Here is a 19,339-nt window from a genome sequence, read left to right on the forward strand (position 1 = left end):
CCGTCCTTTCAATTCCCGGGCAGCCCGAGCAAGGTGTTGTAGCCAAGCGTCGAGGCGTTGCAGACCTGCGTCTGCGGGCTCGGCGCCTGTAGCTGCATGCTCGGCAGGATGTCGATTTCGAAGCGTGTCGCCGCGGGCTTGGCGCGCATCAGCAACTGCTGCAGTTGCTCCTTGAGCCGCAGGATCGTCTGCACGTTGTCCCGCGTCAGAATGAAATTGGGGTTGCTCGCGTTCGGCAGCGTGATCAACACGCTGAAAAACCACGGCAAGTAGCCAGAGATGACCGGATCGCCGCTCACGTACCGATCGCGCACGACGAACGTTTTCCTGGCCTCGTCGTTGACGGCGATGCCGGGCGGCGCCGGGTTGCTGATGGTGACAGTGACGTTGCCCTCGATCGGGGCCGTCGTACCGGCGTGCTGGCCGTCTTGCGGCGGTTGATAGACGATGCCGGTGATCGTAAGCGGCAGATCGAGCAGCAGATCGACGAGAAAGCCGAGCCCCTGCGGCGTGCCGCGCAGCCGATAGAGCGCGAGGACCTGCGCGAGCACGGTGCGCTTCTTGTCGATGCTCCAGCCGTCGTCCGGCGTGAGGTCGACCCACCCCGAGAGCCAGTTCAGGAACCCGCTCAGCCAGGTTTCGATGGCGTCTTCAGAGGTCGGCTGCGACCGCGGGCTGCCCGCGAACGCGCGCGTCGGGTTGGCGGGCGTCGGCACGCCGATATAGCGCTGGAGGTCGGCGAGGATCGCCGCTTTCCGGTCGGGCGGCGCACCGGAGATCGGCGGGATGAATTCGGTATTGGCCGGATCGAAAAGGAAACTGAGGCGAGGGTAGAAAAGATTGCCGATCACCTGGGACGCGAGCAGCTCCTGAATCCCGCGCTGGCCTTCGAGCGTGTCGTCGTCGATTCCGGTGAGTACCTTCTCGAAGATCTTCAGGTAGTGGCCGACGAATGCCGAATCGGGCCCACTGTAGAGCGCAGGCAGATAGCGCAGATAGCTCGACGGCAGGGACGAGGGCGTACTCATGCGGGTTGCGTGGTGGCGGTGACGTCGAGGCAGCGCAGCTGCGGCAGCCCTCCGTAAAGCATCGCCGTATTGCCGCCCGGCAGCGCTGCGAGCAGCGTGTTGGCGCCGAGCTCGGCCATCTTGGCGAGCACGATCGTCGGGTAGAAGGCGTAGTCGAACGCGTCGAGCGCGTCGACGCCGGGCACGCCGAGCACGAGGTGCTTCAGCTCGTCGGCGCTCGGCGCGTGGCCGTAGGCCCAGCCCGTTCCACCGGGGCCGCCGGTGGGCAGCAGATAGCCATACAGCAGCGCGAAGAGCGCATCGAGCGTCGCCGCGACGGCCGTGGACCGGGTGCAACGGATCGTCATTTTCAGATCGATTTCCGTCAACTCGGCTGCCTCGACGCGCACTGCGTTGCCGGCGAGCACGCGCGGCTGCAGATAGACGCCGACCTGCTTCAGCAGCGTCCGTTCCAGCGCGCCGTTGTCCACCGGTTGCAGCAGCAGCACGCGCCGCATCGTATCGGCCGAGTTGTCGTACTCGTTGTTCGGATACTGCGGATACTGGTATTGCCACTGCGCATTGCTGAGCACGTAGGCGACGATCGCCTCGTCGCGCGCCTGGGCATAGGCGCGTTGCACGTAGAGCGGCGCCGGTGGCGGGGACAGGTGGTTTTTTTCGGCGTCTTGCTGCTGCTCGTATTGCGCCTCGATCATCAGGTTGGTCTGCTGCGCGAGCAGCTCGACGTTCGGCAGCGTCAGCGCCAGATAAGGCCGCTGCAAATAGAGCAGCACGTCGCGTTGCAGGCTGGCCTTCGTGGCCGCGCGACCCTGCTCGATGGTGGCGAGCGTCCCCCGAAGCGCCTGGAAGTCGTAATCGTAGACGGTCCTTGCGGCTCGGCTGTAGTCCGTGTCGTTCGTGCTGAAGGCAAGACCCAGCACCCAACGCAGGAAATTCTCGTCGGTGAGTGTCGGAATCCTGTTCGCCTGATAGAGCAGCGATTCGTCGAGCCAGCCGAGCAGCTGCACGAGCGTAATGCCCGGGTCGGTATCGTTGTAGTCGGTCCACAACGTCGTGTAGCGCGGAATCGCGCGGATCAGCTCGGCGACGAGATGATCGTAAGTCTTCGTGTCGAGGTCCGGCAGCTCGAAGCTCATGACGCCGCCCCCCGCGAGAGCAGCAGCGTCATCTCTCCGGCCACGGGCAGTTGCTCCGGCGTGAGCGTGATATTGCCGTTCTGGCGGCCGTTCAGCGCGAGCCCCAGCACGGCTGCGACCTGCGGGAGCTCACGCAGGAAGCGGTTCACGGATTGCGCCTGCACCGGCTGACCGAAGCACCAGCCACCTTGCGTGGGCCCGCCGAACACCGGCTGAAAAAAAGCCTCCAGTTGCGTGACCAACTTCTCGCGCAGCGCGTTCACCTGATCGAGCGCGCAGTCGACCGTCAACTGCGCGGTCACGTCGATCGGGACGTACTCGGCCGCGACAGTGGCGACGCGCGACGCGAGTGGTGCGAGGCAGCGGGCGCGCACATAAGCCGCCACGTCGTCGAGAAGCGCTGGCGTGACATAAGGCGCCGGCGCCGCGCTTTGCGCGACGAGCGCAATCCGTATCGTTTGTTCGGCCGTTTCGATCGCGCGAGCCTGCGCCACTTCCTGGCTTGCCTCGGCGGCGAGCGCCGTGAGGTCGCCGAGTTCGACCGCGTAGCCGTTCGCCTTGACGAGCGCCGGGCTCGTGACGGCCAGGCTCGCGGTGGTGTCGCCGTTGACGCCGCCGAGCCCCGGCGCGGGGTTCGTCACGGCCTCGATGTTGTCGATGCCCGGGCGCGGCAGCGTCAGCACGTTCGGTGGGACATTGCCGGCCAAGCCCTGCGTGTAGTCGTAGCACGCGGCGACGACATTGTTATAGCCGGGCGGCGGGATCATGCCGTTGTAGCCGTCGCCGAACGTGACGAGGCCATTCTGGCAATCAAGCGTATAGACACGCTCCGTGGGCCCACAGAGCGACAGGTTTTCCACCTGCCTCCACGGCTGACTGACCTCGTCCGCCTCTCCCACCGAAGCGAGATCGCGCCCCGCCGCCGTCTCGAGCGTGGCGATTTCGATCACGCGCAAATCGAGGCCCGGCAGCACCGGCGTATGGGTGAGCGTGAAGGTTTGGGCTGGCTGCCCGTTGCTCGAGCCGAGTACCTCGTCTTTCACGGTCGTGACGTTGAGGCTCATCACCGCGTTCGGATAGAGACCGTAGAGGCGGATCGTGCGGTCGACGCGCGGATTCTCGACGCGGAACCAGAATGCCGTCAGCGAGTAGAGCGAGGCCGGCATCATTTCTGCCGGCACGACGAAGCTCACGATGCCGGAGCGCGAGAGGCCGTAACTGCCGTCGTCGACCGCGAGCGGCTGCCAGCGCGCGCCGTCGTGGTACTGCCAGTGCAGCGCGGCGCCCGGCGCCGCGCGTTCCTGCTCCACATAGACGTACAGACTAAGCCGCTTGCCCAGCGTTTGAATGCCGAAGCCATCGGGTGCGAACGCGAAGTAAAAGCCGGTGAGGAGGGCGTCGACGGGCTTGTAGGGGTTGTAGAGAAAGCGCGTCAGTTCGAACGCGTTGTAGCTCCAGTAGCGCGTGGGTTTGGCCGCGTAGCTGTAGCCGATCGTGAGCGAGCGGATGTAGGGCGGATAGTAATGCGCTTCGTTGAAGCGATAGGCGAAGTTCACGCCCTCGACGTCGTTGAGGTAGGCCGTGACGCCGGCCTTTTGCTCGGGCGTCAGCATCGGGAGGCTATCGATCGTGATCGCGACGTTCTCCGTCACGAAGCCTCCAGCCGTGCCGTAGCCCCCGGAAACGATCTGCACGCGGATCCAGAGCCCCGCACTGCCGGCCACGGTTGTCTCGCGCATGCTCGGGCACTGGAACTGTACCCACGTCGGGCCGTTCGCGTTGTTGCGTTGCAGGTTGTGCGTCGTGTCGACGAATTGATACTGGCTCGTGTCGGCGAGCGTCGCGTTGAACGACTGCCAGGCTGTGCCGTCCCAGAACTGCCAATAGAGCACGACCGGAAACTGCACGGCCACCGGCGCGAGATCGAACGTCAGCGTGACGAGCGCACCCGTGCGCGCGAAGACTGCGTCGCTTCGGATATAAAAAGCGTCGTTGACCTGCGGCGTTTGCCCGAACGGGTAGGCGCCGTTCGCGAGGTCGACGAGCATGACGTCGTACGCGGCCTGCTGCGCCTGGATGCCGTTGCCGCGAAACGTGCATTGCAACCCGGTAACGACGGGCAGCTGCCGCGCGAGCGAGGCGAGCACCTTCGTTTGCGGGCTGGGCTGGACGAGCAGCCAGTATTCGGGCACTTGATCTGCAAGATCGGCTTGGCCGATGGCCGGAGCGGTGAAAGCCGCGCCCGGGTCCTGCTGCGTATAGATTTCCTGCACGAGTTGATCTATCGTCAGCGGCGGAGCGAGCGGCATCCGGTCGAGCGTGATGTCGAGTCGGCGTGCGTCGTCTGACGGTGCGAGGCGCGCGGCGAGCGGCTTGAGCGCGCCGTCGAACCATTGCGCGAAATATTCGCTGTAGAGCTGCGCGCCGTAGAGCGTGACGGTGATCTCCTGCAAGGCCGGATCGGGCTTGAAGAGCTCCGCGTCGCCTGTGATGAACCAGTGCCCGAGCGGCGTTTCGGTCGGGTCCACTTGCTCGCCGGCGACGAAAATGGGCACGCTTTGCGAAGCCGTGCCGTTCGCCGCGGCGGGGCCGAGCACCGGCATTGCATCGATGTATTGGTCTTGCGCGGGGACGATCGTCATCGCCGCCGACAGTGTTGCGGGTACCACGAGCAGGTCGTCGTTCGTCTGGAAGCGGATGGCCTGCGCGTTTTCGTCGAGCACGGCCGTTTGCGCGGGCACGAGCTGCGCCGGCTGCTCGGGGCGCGGCTTGAATTGCAAGGGCGCTTGCGCCGCGAGCGGCGGGCGCAGCACCATCGACAGGAATTGGAAGAACGCCTGCCGCCGCTGAAAAGGAATCTGATTCTCGACGCCGGAGGTATAGCCGGCCAACTGTGCGAACAGGTTCAGCAGCACGAGCCCCGGATCCTGGTCGACGGCTTGCGCCGTCAAGGCGGGGTCCTGCTGTGTGGTCGTGTCCTGCATGACCGGCGGCCAATAGTCGCTCCACTCGGGTACGTAGGCGCGCGCGAGCGCGAGCGTCTGCCGGTAGAACGCGGCGGCGTCGCGAAAGTCGAGGAGCGGGTCCATCGTGGGCTGCCTGGGTTATCGGGCGAGTCGCAGCGCCTCCACCTCGCCGCGCGTCGAGGCGTCCGCGGCATCTTCGGCGTCGGCATCGTCTCGTTCGTCCAGCAATTCCTCGAGTACTTGAATCGCGCCGCTGATTCTCAACAGCGTCTGCTGAATTTCGCTGCGCTGCGCCTCGAGCCGTTGCAGCTGCGCTTGGCCGGCCTGATAGTTGTCCCGGAGTTCCGCGAGGCGTTGGTTGAAGCGTTCGTGGTTCATGACGGGTTCCTCGCTCATTTCAGATAGAAGGGGTACACGAGATTGTCGGGCTGGTTGTGGCTGCGAATCACGTAATCGACGGAGATGAGCAGGCAGTTCGGCGTGTTCGGCGCAATCGTCACGCCGACGCTCACGGTCTGGATGCGTGGCTCCCAGCGGTTCAGTGCTTGCGTCACGTAGAGCTGCGCGAGGCTCACGACCGTCGCGTTGTTGGCCGCGAATACGAGCTCGTTGATGCGGCAGCCGAAGAGCGGCAGCATCACGCGCTCGCCGGGCGCCGTTTGCAGGATGGTCAGCACGGCCTGCCGGATGTCGTCCGCGCCGGCCGCGAACTTGACCTTGCCGCCTTGCGTGGCGATCGGAAATGCCCAACCCTGGCCGAGAAAATCGCTCGTATTGCGCGAAGGGACCGTGCTCATGCGTCACCCCATTCGCACGGTTGAAAGGCCCATGACCTGCACCGTCGGCGGCGGCGCCTGCGGGCCCGCCGGCGGGGTGTCGTGACAGGTCTCGCAGAAGTCGCCCATGCGCGCCGCGGCGCGGCCGTTGATGCGCACGGTCATACTGCCCATGACCACGCGCCCGAGGTTGGTGGGCGGCACCTGGAACGTTCCGGTGGCCGGGATGTGGGGCGGCACGTTTTGTGCCATCGAGCCAACCATCGCTGCCGGCCTGCCGTTGATACGCACGTTCGCGCTGGCGTTCCTCGTGATCTTGCCGTTGAACGGGAACGGCTGCGGCGTCGGCACGGGGCCGCCCGGGCTCGGCACGAGCACGATATGAATGTCTGCGGCGTTGACGATGCTGTCGCCAAGTTTGGCTGCTCCTTGTCCCATGATTTTCGTGGCCTCGCTAGTTCAAGTCGATCATCGTGGCCGAGAGCTTCATGCTCTGACCACCTTGCAACTGCATTGCAGTGCTCGACAGCGCCGCCTTGACGCTGCCCGAGGTGTTTTGCACCGTCACCTGCGCACCGCTGATCGTCACCGTGCCTTTCGCGCTGATCTCGAGGTCGCCCTCGCTGCTGATCGAGATCTTGTTGCTCACTGTATCGATGCGGATGCGATTCTGATTGTTGTCGACGATGACGATGCCGCCTTTGCCTTGCTGCGAATCGTCGAGCATGATGGTCTTGCCGCTCTTCGTGCGGATGACGCGCACGTCTTGCTGCTGCGCCTTGTCGACGGGCGGCTTTTGCGCGCCGTTCCAGAGGAAGCCGAGCACGTAGGCGCGACTCGCATCGCCGTTGGCGAAGCCGAGCAGCACGGAGTCACCCTTTTGCGGCAGAAAGAACGCGCCGTAACCGGCCCCGGCGTAAAAACTCATGATCTGCAGCCAGTCCGATTCGATCTTCGTTCCCTTCAGAATGAACTCCGCGCGGACGCGGCCGAGGCCGGCCGGGTCTTGCGTGTCGCTGACGGTGCCCGGCGTCACGCTGAGCGCGAAACTGTCGAGCGAGACGGCTTCGTCGGGCGTCATATGCCTGTCCTCCGTAACTTGAATTCGGTTTGATAGCCTTCTTCGACATCGTAGGTGTGCACGCTCGAGGTGATGTAGTAGATGCCGTTGAAGCGCTCAGAGAGCCCCGTGAGCTTGACGTTGATACCCGCCACGAGGTCCGGGTTGCCGAGCACGGACGTGCTGCCTTCGATGAACTGGTTCAGATTGCGCTGGTATTGCGCGGACGAGACTTTTTCGAGCGCCTGCTGCGTGTTGATGTTGGGCCGCTCGTAGCGGACCGGCGAACTCGGGAAATCGTCCGCGAGCTGATAGCCGATGGACTTGCCGCCCATCTTCTCCTGGGTCGTCCCCGAGGCCGTGGTGGCCGTGAGCACCCTGTTCGAAGCCACGTCGTAGCCGCTGACGGTTACTTTCTGGCCCAGCGTCGGCACGCGCAGCGCGAGATGCAGGTCCGACACGTCGAGCGGGAAGTTCAGCTCGCGCTTCGGGCTCATGCCTTCTGCCGAGGGGCGAAAGACGAGCGTCGTCTCGTCCATCAGCAGCTCGTAGTTGAGTTGGGCGCAGCGCAGCATCAGAAAGTCGTAGTTGGTCAGGTTGTTTTGCAGCACGTAGTCGTTGACGACGCCCGCGGTGCCCGTGAGCCGCACCCTGAGACCCACGCTGTCGGCGACTTGCGCGACGATGTCGTTGTCGGAGAGCTTTTGGAATGTGCGCGTTCGCGTGCCGAATTTGAGCCAGTACATGCGGTCGAAGCCGCGGACTGTCGCGCTCGAGTAGTCGCTGAAATGCGGCTCGATCGCGGTGATCTGGCCATCGACGAGCTGTTTCAGCGTATCGATGCCGAGGAATACGGTGATGGTGTCGCCGGGCTGAAACATGTCGAAATTGACGTCCTGCCAGCGGCCCGAGGCCGACAACGAATTCAGCGTGAAGCTGAACATCGTCGGCATGTTGATCTCGTTCTCGACACGCACGCTCCGGATCGCCGTCGCCACACCCGACGGCAGTGCCGAGCGGTTCTTCATGATCCGAAAGCCGCCGGTCTTGATGTCAGACATTCGCGGCTCCGTTGAAGGTTTCGCCGTGCGTGTCGACGATGACGAGCATGCGCCCCACGTCCTCGCGCCTGGGGAAGTCGAGGGGATCGTAGATGCCGTTGGCCTCGGCGATGAGGCGCCATTGGTCAGGGTCGCCGAGCGTTTGCTGCGCGATCAGGTAGAGACGGTCGTTTTCGCGGACTTGCCACAACTGGCGGCAGTTGAACTTGCCCTGGGAATGCTGATCTTCTTCCGGCGTCAGCACCGATTTGAGTGTCACCGTGAGCTCGGCGCGCACGGGCACGCCCGAGCTCAGGAACATCGTGAACTTCTGCTCGAGCTTCTTGACGATGCCGACGAAAAGCGGCCCGGCCCACGTGAACACTACGACGGGCGGATCGCGCCGCTCGCCGGTGCCGACGGTCGGCTGCGTAAGCGCGGCGATCCTGCTCGTTTTCGAGCGCACGTCGCCCTGCTGCTCGTAGGTGTCGAAGAAAAGCGACACCGTGAAGTCGTCGTCCTCGACACGCTGAAACTGAATGTTGGAGCCTTGCCCCTGCAGCATGACCGTCTTGTTCAGCGACAGCTCGGTGGGGTTGTACATGACCGGGATTTCCTCGCCGGTCTTCTGCACGACGATCTTGGCCATTTCGAGCATCAGCGCACCCCTTTCCGGTAGCGTTCGACGTTCGCGCGCTGCTCGAGCGTCGTTTGGATCTGGCGCGCGAGCGTCTGCACGAGTTTCGGCGAGAGCAGCGCGTCGGAGACCGCCGTGCGGATTTGCTGTTGCTGGTGGCCTTGATGCATGATCTCGCGCACGACCTTTGTCTGGACCGTGCGTTCGATTCGTTCGATTTCGCGCTTGATGTCACGGGGTTGTGCGTGCGATGCATGCCGCAGGGTGAGAGCGGACGTGAGCGGCTGGGCTGCCCCGTAGCGCTGCAGCACGGTTGCCGTCGAGTCCTTGACGAGCGGCGCGACGATGCAATGCAGCGTCATGGTCGAGGTGCGCAGCGCGGGCGGCCGATCGATCAGCAGGCGCTGGAAGTCGCGGCCCGTGAGGCGAACGCGCGCCAGACGCTCGAAGTCGAGCTGGGTGAAGCGATCGCGCACCAGGCGTTCGAAGTCGCGCCGGGCGAAGTGGTTGCGCGTGACGCCTGCGATGTTTCGCGTGGCGAAGCGGACTCGTGTCAAACGTCCGATGTTCCGGCTGGCGAAGCGGATTTGCGTCAGGCGCTCGATGGCCGGCTCGGCGAAGCGCTCATGCATCAAGCGCTCGATGGTCCGCTCGGTCGCGCGATCATGCGTCAAGCGTCCGACATCGCGCCTGGCGAACCGATCGCATATCAAGCGCTCGATGTCGCGCCGGGCGGAGCGATCGCGCATCATGCGCACCGTTTCGACGACGCGCTCGCGCAGCACCGTCAGCCGCGCCGGCACGTGCGGCCGCGGGGAGCGATGCAATGCCCCATGCTGCTCGACCCGCAGCGTGAGGCGATGAATGAACTGCTGCAACAGATGCAGGTGCTGCACATGCTGCGTCACGTTGCGTACATGTTGCACCGGCGTTGCCGCGCCGGCCGGGTGCAGGAACGCGAGCGATAGCGGCGCCTGGCTCGACGCCCCGCCGAGACGGGTGTCCACCAGCCGTAGCGAGCCGTTCGCGGCGCGCCGCGCCAAAAACTCGCGAGCCGCATGGACCGACGCCAGTTTGAACGCCGTGCGGCGCGCCGCGAATCCTCGCGCTCGCTTCGGGGCACCCATCAAGGCGCACCTCCGCCGCTCTTCCTGATCCCTTCATGCGCGAGCGTGAAGCTCTGCGTCGCGACGAGATTCTGGTCCGCGTCGAGGCTCGGGCCTTGCCACTCGATCGGCCAGGCGCGATAGAAATTCCAGGTGACGGCGGTGTTCCCCTGAGCGTCGAGCAGATAGATCGAGCCATTATGGCGCGAGACCTTGCCGCCTGCGCACGCCTGATACCAGAGCCACATCGGATCGAGCGACGTGATGCCGGCCTTCAGTACCAGGTCGGAATAGGTGAGCTGTCCCGGCAGCTTGTACTCGACGTCGTTGACGCCGCCTTGCCGCACGGTCTTCACCTCGTTTCTCGATTGCAGGCCGTCGACGGACGTAAAGCCGCCGACGACGATGCCGCCGATCTCGACGCGAAAGCGATACGACATGAATGGGTCGGCGCTCGGTCCAACGCGGCCATTAGGCATATCCAATCCCCGAAAGAAGGCTCTTTTCGCGCTCGGCGCTCATCATGGTTTGATTGATTTTGCTGATCTCGTCGCACCAGCGCCGGCGCTCCGCATGCTCCATGGCGAGAATGTCCCCGTAGGACCAGTGGAAGTGATACGCGACGAACGCGATCTCTTCGTAGAGCTGATCCGGTACTACAGGGAGCCGAACTTTCCCGTCGAAGCCACCGCCTCCATGCCCGGCATCGGCGCGGCCGTCTCGTCGTGCTCGGCGTGAGCGCCGCCGTTGATGCGGTTGTAGAAGTCCTGAAGGTAGGAGAAATCGAGCGTGAAGAGATCCTCGATTACCTTCGTGGTGACCATGTCGAGATTGCCGAGCCGCACGATGACACGCGACAGGACGATCACCGTCAGATAGGAGGGGTTCGATTGCACGCGGTGATCCTTCATCGGCAGGATCTCATCGGCGGCCGTCGCGAGCCGCATGACACCGTGCTTGTGGAGGTTGCCGTCCGCATCTCGATAGCCGAGCGGCAAGGTGAATTCGAATTCGGTGCTGAAGGCGTTCATATTGGGCTTCCGTTGGTACGGTTGGTCGTGCGATGTATCGCGTGACCGTTTGATCGTTCGGTCATGCGTCGATCGCGCCGGGAAGGCCGGGCTGCGAGCGGCCGGCTACCGCTATGAAACGCGGGTCATGTACTGGATCGTCAACTCGAACGTCTCGACCATCACGTCGCTCGTGCTGGCGTTCAGCCCCGTGCTCTCGTACTTGCTCGGCCACGCGTTGATGACGTTCCAGCGCGCCTTCGCCGAGCCCGTCGTATCGATGAGGATGAGCGAGATGTTCTTCTGCGCGCCCTTGAACGTCGAGCCTTTCTCCGCGACCTGGGCGAACCAGTTGTAGAGATCCATCGAATCGGTGAGCCCCTTTTTCAGCGTGAGCTTGCCGTAGGTCGTGAGGCCCGAGAACGAACGCTTGTAGGTCGGGTCGGTGCCCTCCCGGTAGTCGACGGTTTCGACGGTGGCGTCGGGGATCGTCGCCTCGGAGAAGGACGCGACTTGAATGCCCGAGATTTCCAGCTGGAAGCGAAAGCCGCGATAGGGGTTGGTCAGTTGCGTCGCCATGGTCACGTTCCGTGGTCAGTTAGCCGTTCGGGAAGCCGCTCACGTCTGTGTTCATGAGCCGGAGTCCGGTCCGGCGACCTTCTGCGTCATGCGGATGACGACGAATTCGGCGGGGTAGACGGGCGCCAGCCCGATGTCGATATACATCTGACCTAGCGCCCGCGTCTCCGGCGGGTTGTTCGTTTGGTCGCAAGTCACGAAGAACGCCTCGCTCGCCGTCGCGCCGAAGAGGCCGCCTGCCTCCCAGAGCGTCGTCAGGAACGCTGTGATGTCGCGCGTCACCGCCGCCCAGGTCTGCTGGTCGTTCGGCTCGAACACGACCCACTGCAGGCTCTGCTTGAGGCTCTGCTCGACGTAGATAAAGAGACGACGCACGCTGATATAGGTCCATTCGCTGCCCGTCGCGGCGAGCGTGCGCGCGCCGTAGATCACGTTGCCGTAGCCGAGCAGATTGCGGATCGCGTCGATGCCGTTCGGATTGAGTGAGTCCTGATCGGCGTCGGTGACGGTCGTCTGCACTTGCACGGCCGATTGCAGCAGGCCGTCGTTGACGCCCGCCGGCGACTTCCAGACGCCGACAGTGTTGTCCGTGTATGCGTAGCGGCCGAGCGAGGGGCCCGAAGGCGGGATCGGCGTATTCAAGCCGACGAGCGGGTTATAGATCCAGATCCACGGGTAATAGAGCGCGCCGTAGGTCGAATTGAGTGCAGGCGAGGTGCTGCTGCCGGTCTTGAAGCCCAGTACGCCCTGCACGCTCTGCCCGAACGGCGGATCGCAAGCGTAAAAGAGGTTGCGCGTCGCCGGCTTGTCGCAGAAGAGCAGCGCGTTGTTGATGAGGGTCGCCTGCTTCGCCGGGTCGAGCGTGTTGCCGGTCGTGTCGGTCAGCGTGACGGTGTCGGGGATCGCCAGCAGGCTGATGCCTTGCACGGTGGCGAGCGTACCCCATGCGCTTTCAAGGTCCCAGTTGGGCACGGCACCGCCCGCGAGCATCGTCGGCGGGTTCTTGCCGGTGTTCGGCAAACGCGTGGTGCTCGTGATCTCCGCGCGCACGAACGTTGAATTGGCGTTGATCGCCTCCTGCAGCGCGGGCATGGAGTCCTTCGTGTAGCCATTGAAGCTTTCGAGGACGTAGTAACCTTTGTTGTTCAACTGCAGCGTGGTCAGCTTGTTCTGCGTGCAATAGGCTTTCAGCGTCGAGTTGACCGACGAGGCGGCGGTGGTCGATGGGTCAGGAAGCTTGCTGAGCGCGGTCTGGTCGGCGACGATGCTGAGGTTGAAGACTTGCGTCGGCGTGCCCGGGTCGGAGCCGTCCGCGTTGCTGATCACGTAGCCGATCATCGCGTTGGGCCAAGCGCCCGGCGTGACGGCTGTAATCTTGACGCCGTTTACCGAACTCGTGGCTGCGGCCGCGTCGTTTTTGTCTTTTGCGCGCACGACGTAGCACGCCGAGCCGCCTTCGTTGAAGAACTCGTAGACGGCCCACGGCAACATTCCGTTCCAGATCAGACTGCCGAACTGGCGCTGGTAGGCGCTCCAACTGGTGATGAGTGTCGGCTGTTCATAGGGGCCCGCCGCCGGGCCGTAGCCCGTGACGCCGACGAACGCGGCCGTCGAGGTCGATGCGCCCTGAATCGTGCGGGCGCTCGGCACCTCTTGAATATAAATGCCGGGGTGAGCGTAGGTGGTCGCCAAGATTGCCTCTCGGGGTCTCAGTTAGCGCATGTCGATATCGACGAATCGGGTGGTCGCCGCTTCCAGAGTCATTTGCTTGCTGACTGTCGTATAGCCGGATTTGCTGAAGGTCAGCGTAAGCTCAGTGTCGGGCGCCAGGCGTGGGCGGGGCGCGAGCGCATAGCGTCCGTCGTAGCGTCCGTAGTCCGATGTGCGTGTGGCCGCTTGACGCGGCTCGCCTCGCGCGACTCGATAATCCGCCTGCACGACCACACCCGCGAGCGGTTCACCCGTGAGCGCCGCGCGCACCTGGCCGCGAATCACGGCGGTGCCGGTCGGGTAGGGGTAGAGCGGGCTCGGCTCGAGCAGGCACGGCACGATGGCGTCGGCAAGTGGCTGCGCGAGCGGCACGTTGAACTCCACCTCTTGGGGAAAGAACGCCAGCGCGAGTGCCGTCAGACGGTAGGCGCCGTCGGCGAGCTCGCTGAACGCATAGAAGCCCTGCGGCTTCGCGTGAGCCAGGCACGGCGTGCCGTTGAGCAGGAAGCGCGGCGCGATCCCCTCGGCCGGTGCGCGGCTGTAGCCGTCGATCAGTTGCACGACCGCCGAGAGCTTCATCGCGTCTCCCGATAGGCCGCGTCCGCCTGCGTCACCATCTCGGTGTTGAGCGCGAGCGTCGATGGAATCCGCACCGGCGAGAGCGTGTAGAGCTTCGTGAGCCGATACGTCTTGTTCGGAAAGAGCGTCCAGATATTGCGCAATTGCTCGCTCGTGTCGAGCTCCGGCACGATCTGGATCAGGTCGTTTCCCGTGCGCTTGAGCACGGGGTTCAGCCACTGGCCAGTGAGCGCGCTCACGTCGTGAAAGAGCTGCATCAGCTTGTCGGCGAGGACGAGCTCGAGCTCCGCCGAGCGCGCGTACGGCACCATGAGGTAGGTGAGATCGAGCACGAGCGGGCTCGGCGTGACGGCGAGCCCGGCCGGCTGCGACGGCTTGGCCGCGCTACGCGTGAGGCTCGGCGGCAGGTTGCGCAGATACGGGTTGATCTCGGTTTGATAAAGGTAGAGCGAGAGCTTCGTCTCGTCCTCGTCCTCGATCTCGCCAGGCGAATCGAAGACGACGGCCGACTCTGACTCCAGCTCGGAAATGGAGAGGCGAATCAGCCTGCGCAGCGCCTCGCTGACGTTGCGCAGTACTTGGCCGCTGTCGAGATTCGGCTCGGTCATCATGCTTAGAGGGTGAATACCGTATCGGCTTGGCTGACGGTCTGCGGCTGGCGGTTACTGACTTGCGCCAACACGGAGACGTCGCTGTTGCAGTTGGCGCGCAGGTAGACATAGGTCAAGTCGTCGGGCGCCCAGGTGATGTAAGCGTTCATCGAGAACTGGAGCGTCGCGCCGGAGTTGCTCGACGCGTTGGCATCGTCGGACGGGGTCGTGACGAAGGTCAGCACGGTGTCCGTAACGGACATCGACGTCAACGGAACGAGGCCCTGCTGGCCGACGAGTTCGATGCCGTTCGATTCGGAGAAGTCGGGCCCCATCGACCAGCTCACTTTGCCGAGCCCCTTCTTTGCGCTGACGACGACCTCGATCCTGTTGCCAGGGCGTGCGCCTTGAACCGTGAAGCTGATCGGCCTGTAGTTGCTGCGCGGCGCGAAAAGCACGGCGCTGATGCGGCCATTGCGCCAGTGCACCGGCACCAGCGCACCGAAGGTGACGAGCACGACCGCTTCGGTATTGAGCGTGCAATAGCCCTGCAGGTAGTCGACGCCTTCGCGCACTTGCAGAAAGAGAGTGAGCGTGAATGCGTTATCGGCCTGGCCGCTGCTGCTCTGGGCGGTGGCGCCGGTGCGGATCGTCAGCACCTCGTTGTTGAATTCGATCGCCTGAATGCAGGACTGGCCGCTCGCGCTCACCGGCGTGACGTTGTACGAGAAGCCGATGCTGTCGCCGGACTTCGCGCCGAGCGACCATGCAGCGCCGGCCGTGGTGAACGTAAAGCTCAGGTTGCTGTTCGAGGCGATATGGCTGAACTGCAAAGTGACGGGAACGAGCGTCACCGGCTCTTGGGCGTCGTCGTCTTGTTGCTCGCGCGCGGGAACGGCTGACGCTTGCGGCGCGCGGTCCCCGGCCAAAGGCGATTCGGTAGTCATGTGTGACGCTTCCGCTTTGAATTGTCAGTGTTCACCAAGCTCGATCGCGAACGAGCTCACGCCTATCACAGTGCTGCGATCGTTGCTCGATCGGAATGTGACGCTCGCACCCGGCGGCAGATCGACGTTGCCCCTGATGCCGCGCTGCAGGGTTCGCACATAGAGGTCGATCTGAATTTCCTGCGCGTCCTGATAGGTCTGCAAATACATCTCGCGGGCATTGATCAGGAAATTGCTGACGTAGAGCACCGGATCGAGCCGGCTCGACACCGATAAGCCGACCAGGCGATTGCCTTTGCCGCCATCGCTCCAAATGGCGGCTTCATCCGGGCGCAGCGTCAGGAACGCCTTGCTGTTGGCGCGCACCGCGCTGAAGGTGAGCGTCAACGGCTTGAAGGTGTGAACCTGCGTGAAGCATTGCTCATTGAGCGCTCGGCTCCTGTTCGCGAGCAAATGGGCGCCGAGAAACTGTCGAGCCTCGTCGGGCAGTGCGCTGCGTTCCCTCGCAATGGCTTGGATGACCGTTTGGTCCGGCACGCCGGCCACCGAGGCCGCCGGCGTCGCAGCCTTCGCTGCAAGCGCCGGCCCACCGGGCTGGGGGTCGTTGATAGGATTCTTCGCTTTGGTCTCCATCGTTTTCCCGGTCAGTCCGTTGGAAAGGGAATAGAAAACGAACCGGCCGAAATGGTGCCGGATTTTTGGTAGCCAATAAATTGATACTGCAGCGTGACGAATTCGTTTCCGCGAAACTGATAAATGCCTGTCAGATTGGCCCCGCCCGGCTTGATCGTCACGACGGATTTGGCCGCTTGGAAAATCGACCCATCGGGTGGCATCGCTTCCAATGTAATGGCCGACGACGACACAACGGCTGAATTCAGCGGGGTTATCGCTCCGTCCACTGCCTGAATTTGAATCGTCTGGCTCTGTGTCAGAGAAATCGTATTGCCGCCGTTGAAGTTCAGTATCACATTAAGCGGCGCGGTATCCGTTACCGTGAAAGTGAGGGCGATGGTGTATTCCACAGGCGGTTCCCTATGTGTCGAAAGACGAGCTGGGGCGCTCGCTGACAGCGAGCGCCCGGCCACTCCGCGCCCGCGCGCTTAAAGCGGATTCCAGAAAACCGCCAGCGGCGTTCCCGGCGAGAGCGCTTGTCCCTTCCGTCCATCGAATTCGGCGCTCACCGTGATGCCTTCCATCCCCGGTTGCAGCGTCAGGATGAAGCTTTGGATGTTCGGCTGGGCGGCCACCCACAGCGTGATTCCGAAGTTCACCGCGCCACTGCCACCGCTGCTGCTTTGAACCGCGACCGTGACAATTGTCGGGTTGACCTGGAGCGAGGAGATCGGCAGTGAAATGCCGCTCTCCACGTCGATTTCGAGGCCGCCATAAGAGGAGAAATTCGGCCCGGTGCTGTAACTCGCTTTGGGCTGGCCCGCTTGCGTGGATAAATTCACGGTAACCGCACCGCCTGAAACGTTGACGTACTTGAGAATCAATGCCTTGTATTCGACGTTATTTTCGACGATGGTTGATTCGGTCGTGCTCATGACATCCCCTTTTAGAAGAAACGTTTTAAGTGCGTAATGAACATTACGCCAACTTATCGAGCCCTGAAAAAAGATGAGGCAACAAACGGTCGTTTTATTTTGGCGAGTTTGATTCTCGACGTCTGGTATGAAGATACATTTCGTTGCGCTTTGTTGCAAACTTTTTTTAGAAAATGTTTTTACCTACCAATATTGACAGGGTGCTAAGACGCGCTAAATCTCTCACCCGAAAGCGAAGGGGGTACGTAATCGTATGGATGCCCTGACCGAGCATGCTAGCCGGTTGTAGCAAGAACCTATAAATCGGCCGCGTGCTATCCGCCGGCGGCGAGCCGGGGCGGGCCATCGCGGGATGAAGCGCTAGCGCGACTGAAGAAACGTCGTAACGGCTTTTGCGTCTTTCTTGCTCAGCGTATGCGCCACGGCCGACATCACGGGCGCATTCGCCCGCGTGCCGTTCTGGAAGACCTCGATCTGGCGCATCAGGTAGTCGGCGTGCTGGCCACCGAGCCGGGGAAACTGTCCGTTTCCTTCCGCGTGCGCGCCATGACACGACGCGCAGGCCGGCACACCTTTGTCGGGCAGTCCGTGTTCGAATATATCCTGTCCTTCAGCGATCAGCGCAGCATCGCCAGCGCCGCCTACCGTAGGGCTTTGTTGGGAGTAGTAATCGGCCAGCGATGCAACAGTCGCGTCGTCCAATTGCGACGCGATGGCCCACATGTAGGCGCGTGCATCGGATTCTCCGCGCACGTGCTGCCGGAATCCCTTCAACTGAGCGACAAGATAGTCATGCGTCTGTCCGTTCAGCTTCGGAAACATCGGCGACTGACTATCGCCATGAACTCCATGGCACGCCGCGCACAACTGCGCAGCCATGCGTGCGCCTTCTTGCGCCAGCGCCGGCGCCGACATGGGCGCGAACGACGATGCGAGTATCGTCAAGACAATCGACAGCACCGGCTTGTCGAAGCAGCAATACAGTCGTTTCATACGTGGCCCTTCGGAGGATTGCGTTCCATTCCCGGTGTCGTGTTCCTCAGAAGACGATCCAGGCGAGCAAGTACAACGTGTCGTTATCGCTTGCGTTGCGGCCGTTGCCGTCATAGTTGTAGCGGGCGCCGTTGAACTTAAGGAACCAGGTGTACTGTATTGCGAGCTTGACCTGTGGCATCGGCAAATAGTCGGCCTCCAATATGAGACCGTTTGAATTTGGACTTCCATTGGCGCTGCCGGTGACGGGTGCGGATCCGTAGAGTCCTGGGTCGTTGCTGCCCGTCGTTTGAAAGTAGGCAATCGTCGCACCGTATTTCCGGTGGAAGTAGTACGACGTTTTTGCTTTGAATGTATTGAGCGTATCCGAGGAGTTCGCCGGCGTGGGCCCGGCGCCGATTCCGCCGCTCGGGAAACTGGCATCCCAGCGTTGCTTCTCGTGAATCCACGTGGCCTGCGCTGTAATCGAATGCGTGAAGGTCAGGTATTGGTACTGCGTATCGAACGCATAATCGGTGAAGTGATCGGTGGGCGACACGGGAATCGTATTGTCTGGGAACTTGTTGGCGACGAGCCCGTATGTTCCGACCATGAGCGAGTGCGGTCCCCATTCGGCGTTGTAGGCAAGCCGCCAGTACGGATTGCTGCCCGACAAACGCGCGACGCCACCCGGGGTCGCTGTATCCTGCCCGGCGCGAAGGAACGAGAACATCTTGTCGGCGGTTCGATACAGCCCCACCTCCGCGTATATGCTTCGTTGCCAGAGCGCGTAGGCGGTGACACCGGCCACCTGTTGCGCGAGGCTTCCGTCGATGAGTGTGCTGGCCATAGGTGTCAGCGACACGCTGCTCGACGCGTACGGATACCCAAATGCCGGCGTGCTGTTCCAGACATCCGACACCGTGGGATTGTTGTTGAGTGTCATCCCGTAGATGAAGTCGACATCGCCCTTCGTAAAGTGCCCGGCAGCCCGAATATCGGTGTTATCGATGCCGCTGTGGTGGGCAATGCCATCGTAGGTCCATTGCACGAAAGCCCCGACCGGCCCGGCAATCCGGCCGCCATAAAACAGGCTGGCCTGTTGTAAGACTGGATCGCTGTTGCGTACGAAATCGTATTGACTGTTGTTTATCGTTCGTGTGTTGGTTTGAGAGAACTGGACCATGCCAGCCAGGGGGATCGTTTTATTGTTGGTCAGCGTATAGCCCGTCAACTTGAAGAATCGGCCAAACGGAGTCAGCTCTGGAAAGCTCACGTGGCACGCCACACAAGCAAGGCCGGTCTGTCGGGCGAAAGCTGGAACGGCCTCGGCTGTCTGGCTCGCCAGAAATAGCATTGCCGCCGCAAAGATGATTGCGCAACATCTGCGTGCGGCGCCTTCGTGCCATGCAAGCATGACTCCCCCCTTTTGCAACCTTCACGTTTTTGTTTCTTCTTGGTTTGTAGGACAAAGTTGACGCGCTGCGCAAGAACTCGTGCCGGCATCTGTGCGGACCGGCACATGCTGCCGCGCGTCAAACAAGATGAGAGCAGCGCGTCAATCAGGATGAGAGTACTGGCGTGGCGGCAGCGGTGAAGGGCGTAGCCCGGAACCTGTCTCTTATACACATCTGACGCTGCCGACGAGTAAGC

22 protein-coding genes and 1 pseudogene are annotated in these 19,339 nt (G+C 62.8%); all 23 read right to left on the reverse strand.

The genetic code is table 11. The annotated features are described in order from the left end of the window. Positions 1-8 precede the first annotated feature (8 nt). Positions 9-1,028 (reverse strand): phage tail protein, encoded by a 1,020-nt coding sequence (locus GWC77_RS16275; RefSeq protein ID WP_173258544.1) that lies wholly within the window; start codon positions 1,026-1,028, stop codon positions 9-11. Then, a complete protein-coding gene (locus GWC77_RS16280; RefSeq protein WP_173258546.1) occupies positions 1,025-2,164 on the reverse strand; it encodes a hypothetical protein in 1,140 nt (379 codons plus the stop codon). Before GWC77_RS16280 ends, GWC77_RS16275 begins: the two co-directional genes overlap by 4 nt. Further along, complete coding sequence (locus GWC77_RS16285) at positions 2,161-5,253, reverse strand: hypothetical protein (protein ID WP_173258548.1); 3,093 nt, start codon at positions 5,251-5,253, stop codon at positions 2,161-2,163. The genes GWC77_RS16280 and GWC77_RS16285 overlap by 4 nt, the downstream gene beginning before the upstream one ends. Before the next feature lie 15 nt (positions 5,254-5,268). After that, on the reverse strand, positions 5,269-5,508 hold the full coding sequence (locus tag GWC77_RS16290) for a hypothetical protein (RefSeq protein WP_173258550.1): 240 nt from the start codon (positions 5,506-5,508) through the stop codon (positions 5,269-5,271). Between the two features lie 14 nt (positions 5,509-5,522). Then, positions 5,523-5,927, reverse strand: coding sequence for a GPW/gp25 family protein (locus tag GWC77_RS16295; protein WP_173258552.1), 405 nt, complete (start codon positions 5,925-5,927; stop codon positions 5,523-5,525). A gap of 3 nt (positions 5,928-5,930) precedes the next feature. Beyond that, positions 5,931-6,344, reverse strand: a complete 414-nt coding sequence (locus GWC77_RS16300; protein WP_173258554.1) for a PAAR domain-containing protein — start codon at positions 6,342-6,344, stop codon at positions 5,931-5,933. Positions 6,345-6,360: 16 nt separating this feature from the next. Next, complete coding sequence (locus tag GWC77_RS16305; RefSeq protein ID WP_173258556.1) at positions 6,361-6,987, reverse strand: phage baseplate assembly protein V; 627 nt, start codon at positions 6,985-6,987, stop codon at positions 6,361-6,363. Next, on the reverse strand, positions 6,984-8,027 hold the full coding sequence (locus GWC77_RS16310) for a phage late control D family protein (protein ID WP_173258558.1): 1,044 nt from the start codon (positions 8,025-8,027) through the stop codon (positions 6,984-6,986). The genes GWC77_RS16305 and GWC77_RS16310 overlap by 4 nt, the downstream gene beginning before the upstream one ends. Then, a complete protein-coding gene (locus GWC77_RS16315; protein ID WP_173258560.1) occupies positions 8,020-8,664 on the reverse strand; it encodes a peptidoglycan-binding protein LysM in 645 nt (214 codons plus the stop codon). Before GWC77_RS16315 ends, GWC77_RS16310 begins: the two co-directional genes overlap by 8 nt. Further along, positions 8,664-9,770, reverse strand: a complete 1,107-nt coding sequence (locus GWC77_RS16320; protein WP_173258562.1) for a hypothetical protein — start codon at positions 9,768-9,770, stop codon at positions 8,664-8,666. The genes GWC77_RS16315 and GWC77_RS16320 overlap by 1 nt, the downstream gene beginning before the upstream one ends. Further along, a complete protein-coding gene (locus GWC77_RS16325; protein ID WP_254366995.1) occupies positions 9,770-10,189 on the reverse strand; it encodes a phage tail protein in 420 nt (139 codons plus the stop codon). Before GWC77_RS16325 ends, GWC77_RS16320 begins: the two co-directional genes overlap by 1 nt. A 31-nt stretch (positions 10,190-10,220) precedes the next feature. Next, a pseudogene (locus GWC77_RS30310) lies at positions 10,221-10,391 on the reverse strand (DUF6760 family protein); the annotation flags it as partial. 14 nt (positions 10,392-10,405) lie between these two features. Then, positions 10,406-10,780: a hypothetical protein gene (locus GWC77_RS16330; RefSeq protein ID WP_254366996.1), complete on the reverse strand. Its 375-nt coding sequence runs from the start codon at positions 10,778-10,780 to the stop codon at positions 10,406-10,408. 111 nt (positions 10,781-10,891) lie between these two features. Further along, entirely contained in the window at positions 10,892-11,338 is a 447-nt protein-coding gene (locus tag GWC77_RS16335; protein WP_173258565.1) for a phage tail protein, read from the reverse strand. A gap of 51 nt (positions 11,339-11,389) precedes the next feature. Beyond that, a complete protein-coding gene (locus GWC77_RS16340) occupies positions 11,390-13,030 on the reverse strand; it encodes a phage tail sheath C-terminal domain-containing protein (RefSeq protein ID WP_173258567.1) in 1,641 nt (546 codons plus the stop codon). 21 nt (positions 13,031-13,051) lie between these two features. Beyond that, positions 13,052-13,627 (reverse strand): carboxypeptidase-like regulatory domain-containing protein, encoded by a 576-nt coding sequence (locus tag GWC77_RS16345; protein ID WP_173258569.1) that lies wholly within the window; start codon positions 13,625-13,627, stop codon positions 13,052-13,054. Further along, positions 13,624-14,238, reverse strand: a complete 615-nt coding sequence (locus tag GWC77_RS16350; protein WP_254366997.1) for a DUF4255 domain-containing protein — start codon at positions 14,236-14,238, stop codon at positions 13,624-13,626. Before GWC77_RS16350 ends, GWC77_RS16345 begins: the two co-directional genes overlap by 4 nt. A 2-nt stretch (positions 14,239-14,240) precedes the next feature. Continuing rightward, the gene (locus GWC77_RS16355) at positions 14,241-15,164 is read right to left on the reverse strand and encodes a hypothetical protein (RefSeq protein ID WP_173258571.1); all 924 of its coding nucleotides are present in this window, start codon (positions 15,162-15,164) and stop codon (positions 14,241-14,243) included. 24 nt (positions 15,165-15,188) lie between these two features. Beyond that, complete coding sequence (locus GWC77_RS16360) at positions 15,189-15,797, reverse strand: hypothetical protein (protein ID WP_173258573.1); 609 nt, start codon at positions 15,795-15,797, stop codon at positions 15,189-15,191. 11 nt (positions 15,798-15,808) lie between these two features. After that, positions 15,809-16,189 carry a hypothetical protein gene (locus tag GWC77_RS16365; protein WP_173258575.1) on the reverse strand — a complete coding sequence of 127 codons (381 nt, stop codon included), beginning with the start codon at positions 16,187-16,189 and terminating at the stop codon, positions 15,809-15,811. A gap of 78 nt (positions 16,190-16,267) precedes the next feature. After that, positions 16,268-16,714, reverse strand: a complete 447-nt coding sequence (locus GWC77_RS16370) for a hypothetical protein (RefSeq protein WP_173258576.1) — start codon at positions 16,712-16,714, stop codon at positions 16,268-16,270. 360 nt (positions 16,715-17,074) lie between these two features. Further along, a complete protein-coding gene (locus GWC77_RS16375) occupies positions 17,075-17,629 on the reverse strand; it encodes a cytochrome c (RefSeq protein ID WP_173258592.1) in 555 nt (184 codons plus the stop codon). Between the two features lie 124 nt (positions 17,630-17,753). Next, positions 17,754-18,962: a cytochrome C gene (locus GWC77_RS16380; RefSeq protein WP_173258578.1), complete on the reverse strand. Its 1,209-nt coding sequence runs from the start codon at positions 18,960-18,962 to the stop codon at positions 17,754-17,756. Positions 18,963-19,339 lie beyond the last annotated feature (377 nt).

Origin of the sequence: Paraburkholderia sp. NMBU_R16 (assembly GCF_013282575.1) — a bacterium.
Taxonomy (GTDB): domain Bacteria; phylum Pseudomonadota; class Gammaproteobacteria; order Burkholderiales; family Burkholderiaceae; genus Trinickia.